Origin of the sequence: Phenylobacterium sp. (genome assembly GCF_030697305.1) — a bacterium.
In the GTDB taxonomy this organism is placed as follows: domain Bacteria; phylum Pseudomonadota; class Alphaproteobacteria; order Caulobacterales; family Caulobacteraceae; genus Phenylobacterium.
The window spans coordinates 1-4167 of record NZ_JAUYQL010000119.1; the positions used below are offsets into that span (position 1 = coordinate 1).

The window sequence follows — 4167 nt, forward strand, 5'->3', positions numbered from 1 at the left end:
ATCGCGCCGATGACCGGCGTATCCGACCTGCCATTCCGGTTGGCTGCAAGCCGGCTGGGGGCGGCCTACGTCGCGACCGAAATGGTCGCCTGCGCCGAACTTTCCCGGGGCCGGCCCGACGTGGTGCGCCGCGCCGCCGTCGGAGAGGGGTTGCCGCTGATGGTGGTCCAGCTGGTCGGCGCTGACCCGCAACACATCGCCGAGGGCGCTCGGATGGCCGCCGCCGCCGGGGCGCAGATCATCGATCTCAACTTCGGCTGTCCGGCCAAAGAGGTCATCGGCGCCTCGTGCGGTTCGGCCCTGATGCGCGATCTCGACGCCGCCGAGAGCCTGGTGGCCGCCGCTGTCGATGCTGTGGATGTGCCCGTGACGGTGAAGATGCGCCTGGGCTGGGACGATGCGTCCAGGAACGCCCCGGAGTTCGCCCAGCGCGCGGAACAGCGCGGCGCGCGTGCGGTGACGGTGCATGGACGCACCCGCAATCAATTCTACAAGGGTCGCGCCGATTGGGCCGCGGTCCGCGCGGTGAAGGCGGAAGTTTCGATACCGGTGATCGTCAACGGCGACGTGAACGATGCAGCCAGCGCTCGCGTGGCGCTCGCCGCCAGTGGCGCGGATGCGGTGATGATCGGCCGTGGCGTTTACGGGCAACCGTGGATCGCTGCGCAGATCGAAGCGGAACTGAATGGGGAAGCCTTCGAGACGCCGGACGCCGAGTCGCGGCTCGGGATCGCGCTCGACCATTTCCGTGCTAGCGTCACGTTCTATGGTGATCGGCTGGGGGTGCGGATCTTCCGCAAGCACCTGGCCGCATACATCGATAATGCGCCCTGGCCCAACGAGGCCGAGGCCCGTCGAAGCGCTCGCTCCGCGCTTTGCCGCATGGAGGATCCCGGAGAGGTCGAACGCAACCTGGTCGCGCTCTGGCGCGACCCGCAAACGAGGTTGGCGGCATGAACGGCCGGTCAAATATCCGCTCTTCGGCGCTTGATCTGGAGGTCCTGAAGTCCGCCGCCTTCGACCTCAGCCCGGAACCGGCCCTGGTGGTCGACGGGGAGGGGGCGCTGGTCGCGGTGAATGAGGCGGCCGAGGCCTTGTTCGGCCAGGGGCTGGGCCTGTTGGCGCGCGGGCGCTTCCGAGCCGCGCTCCCGCCGGGCTCAGCGCTCGTCTCTCTGCTTAACCGCGCCATCGAGGAAGGCGGCAAGGTTCGCGAGCGGGGGCTGGAGATCAATCTATTCGGCCTTCCGCGCTTCGAGGCGGACGGCGCGGCCGCGCCCCTGGGCGACGGCGCGGTGCTGCTCACGCTGCATGTGAAGGCTGGCGGCCTGGGCGCCGAGCGTGGCGGCGTCGAAGTTGCGGGTTTGCGTTCCATCGTCGGCCTCGGACGGATGCTGGCGCATGAGATCAAGAACCCGCTGGCCGGAATCCGCGGCGCCGCCCAGTTGCTCAAGGCTGGCGCCAAGGCGGACGATGCGCCACTGGCCCAGTTGATCGTCGACGAGACCGATCGCGTCCGCCGTCTGGTAGACCGGATGGAAGCCTTCTCCGACGACGCGCCGCCGCAGCGCAGCGCCGTCAACATCCACGAAGTGCTGGATCGCGTGCGGGCTCTCGCCGCCAACGGCGTCGCCGACGGCCTGGGTCTGCGCGAAGCCTACGATCCCTCTCTGCCGCCGACGCTCGGCGACGAGGATCAACTGATCCAGGTGTTCCTCAACCTGGTGAAGAACGCCGCGGAGGCTGCGCATTCGCGTGGCGACGGCCGAGGTGAGATCTCCATCCACACCGCCTATCGCCACGGCGTGCGGGTGCGCGCGGCCAAGGGTCAGGCCCTGCGGGGCGCGCCTCTGGAGGTACGGGTCATCGATAACGGCCCCGGCGTCCCGCCGCATCTTCGCGAAAGCCTGTTCCAGCCGTTCGTGACCACCAAGACGCATGGCGCGGGCCTCGGCCTAGCACTCTGCGCCAAGCTGGTCGCGGCCCATGGCGGCCTGATCGATTTCGAGTCCGAGCCAGGGCGCACGATGTTCCGCGTGCTCCTGCCCATCGCTTCGCAAGAGGATGTCCAGGCATGAACACCGCAACAAACGCGGCGAACGCCAGCAAGAAGATCCTGATCGCGGACGATGATTCCTCGATCCGGCTCGTGTTGAGCCAGGCCTTCACCCGCCTGGGCTACCAGGTCCGCGCCACGGGCAACGCCACCACCCTGCTGAAGTGGGTGTTCGACGGCGAAGGCGATCTGGTGGTCACCGACGTGGTGATGCCGGACGAGAACGTGTTCGACGTCCTGCCGCGCATCCGCAAGGAACGCCCCAAGCTGCCGGTCATCGTGATGAGCGCGCAGAACACGCTGTTGACCGCGGTCAGCGCGGCCGAGATCGGCGCTTTCGACTATGTGCCCAAGCCGTTCGACCTCGACGACATGACCTCTGCAGCGCGTCGGGCGCTCGCGCGTCCGGCGGACCCCGAGGCCGCCAAAGCACAGGCGCGCGCGGTGCGCGATGAGCGGCTGCCGCTGATCGGCCGCTCCGGGCCCATGCAGGACGTCTATCGGACGATCGCGCGCCTGGTCGGCGCCGACCTGACGGTGCTGATCCTGGGCGAATCCGGCACCGGCAAGGAACTGGTCGCGCGCGCCCTTCACGACATGGGACGTCGTCGCGACGGCAAGTTCGTCGTCATCAACCTGGCCGCGGTGCCGCGCGAGCGGGTCGAGGCCGAGCTGTTCGGCCGCGAGGAAGGCGACTTCGGCAAGTTGCTGGAGGCCGACGGCGGCACACTGTTCCTAGATGAGATCGGAGACATGCCGCTGGACGCCCAGACCCGCCTGCTGCGGGTGATCGACGGCTCAGAGCCGGCGCTGAATCCAAAGACGGGTCGCCGGCCCAACGTGCGCCTGATCGCGGCGACCAATCGCGATCTGCGCGCGCTGATCCAGCAGGGGCTGTTCCGCGAGGATCTGTTCTTCCGCCTGAACGTCGCGCCGATCCGCCTGCCTCCGCTGCGTGACCGGGTCGAGGACATCCCCGACCTGGCGCGCGCCTTCCTGCTGCGGGCCAGTCGCGAAGGCTTGCCGTCAAAAACCATCGACGCCAGCGCGCTGGAGCGGCTGAAACTGCACGCCTGGCCTGGCAATGTTCGCGAGTTGGAGAATCTGGTCCGGCGGATCTGCGCCCTCTATGCCGAGGAGTTGATCAGCGCGCGGATCGTCGAGCGCGAGCTCGCCGAGCACCAGGCGCCGACGCCTGGGCAAGATGGTCCGTTGTCTCTGTCGCAGCTCGTCGAACGTCATCTCGGCGGCTATTTCGCCGAGCAGCCTGACGGCGTGCCGCCCGCCGGCCTCTACGATCGCGTGCTTGAGGAGATCGAGCGGCCGCTGATCCAGCTGACGCTGTCGGCAACCCGCGGCAACCAGGTCCGGGCTGCTGAAATTCTGGGCCTCAACCGCAATACGCTGCGCAAGAAGATCCAGGATCTTGGTGTGGAAATGAGTCGCGGCCGACGCTGACGCTTCTGAGCCACATGGTTGTTGAGTTTTAGGCACACTATCGCCTAGGCTCCGCAGCGCGATGGCGCTGCTGCTCAATCAGAATCGGAGCCTGACGGGACCCGGGGCGAAAGCCTGGCGGGTCTTGCAGTCCCGGTATGTGCTGGGCGGCGGCTATGCGATCGCCGCTGCGCTCACCGGCTTGGCGATCCTGCTCGCCTCGTCTCCGCCTGAGACCGGCCCTCTCGGACCTGTCAGCGCGGTCGTCATGACCGTGCTGGGCTTCAACCTGGTGCTGATCCTGGCCCTGGCGACGCTGGTCGGCCTTCGGGTCCTGATCCTGCGTAATGCGCCTGCTGACGACGCCGGCGCGCGGCTACATCTGCGATTCGTGATGCTGTTCGCGCTGGCCGCCGTCGCGCCAGCCGTGGTCGTGGCGCTGTTCTACGGCGTGCTGGTCACCCGCGGTGTCGACAATTGGTTCAGCGAACGGGTCCAGACCGTGGTGGAGAATTCCGCCACCGTCGCGCGCTCCTACGTCGAGGATCAGCAGCGTTATATCGGCGACGACGTGACCCTGATGGCCGCCGACGTCAACCACGCTGGGCCGGCGCTGCAGGCGAGCCCGGTCACCTTCAGCCGCTTCCTGGCCGACCAGGCCTCGTACCACGCCTTCC

The 4167-nt window shown here is 68.0% G+C and carries 3 protein-coding genes and 1 pseudogene; all 4 read left to right on the forward strand.

Translation table 11 applies throughout. The features are described from left to right. Positions 1-957, forward strand: a 957-nt coding sequence (gene dusB / locus Q8R27_RS12535; protein ID WP_305699337.1) for a tRNA dihydrouridine synthase DusB, incomplete at its 5' end; no start/stop codon positions are given. Further along, on the forward strand, positions 954-2075 hold the full coding sequence (locus Q8R27_RS12540; RefSeq protein WP_305596619.1) for a nitrogen regulation protein NR(II): 1122 nt from the start codon (positions 954-956) through the stop codon (positions 2073-2075). The genes dusB and Q8R27_RS12540, both read left to right, overlap by 4 nt. Continuing rightward, the gene (ntrC, locus tag Q8R27_RS12545; protein ID WP_305699338.1) at positions 2072-3511 is read left to right on the forward strand and encodes a nitrogen regulation protein NR(I); all 1440 of its coding nucleotides are present in this window, start codon (positions 2072-2074) and stop codon (positions 3509-3511) included. Before Q8R27_RS12540 ends, ntrC begins: the two co-directional genes overlap by 4 nt. A 124-nt stretch (positions 3512-3635) precedes the next feature. After that, a pseudogene (locus Q8R27_RS12550) lies at positions 3636-4167 on the forward strand (PAS domain-containing sensor histidine kinase); the annotation flags it as partial.